We start from the raw sequence: 235 nt of genomic DNA, 5'->3' as shown, positions 1-235 counted from the left end.
CCGCCATTCATCAAAATACGGGGCTCGTCACATTTCACGGCCCGATGCTGAGCACGGATGTCGGGCTTGAAAATGCTGATCCCCTGACGAAAGCGTCGTATCATCAGCTTTTTACAGAAACGGAATTCACCTATACGGAGGACATTTCTCCGCTTGAGGTGCTGACAGGCGGAAGGGCCGAGGGAGAGCTTGCGGGCGGAAATTTGTCGCTCATTACGTCCACGCTCGGCACGCC

At 55.3% G+C, this 235-nt stretch carries 1 pseudogene; it reads left to right on the top strand.

The features are described from left to right. Positions 1–235, top strand: a pseudogene (locus R0K30_RS23540) (S66 peptidase family protein); the annotation flags it as partial.

The sequence above is a fragment of the Bacillus sp. SIMBA_154 genome, from assembly GCF_046536015.1.
GTDB lineage: Bacteria > Bacillota > Bacilli > Bacillales > Bacillaceae > Bacillus > Bacillus pumilus_P.
The sequence above is the reverse complement of the archived record's forward strand: the minus strand, read 5'-3'. Positions and strand labels throughout refer to the sequence as shown.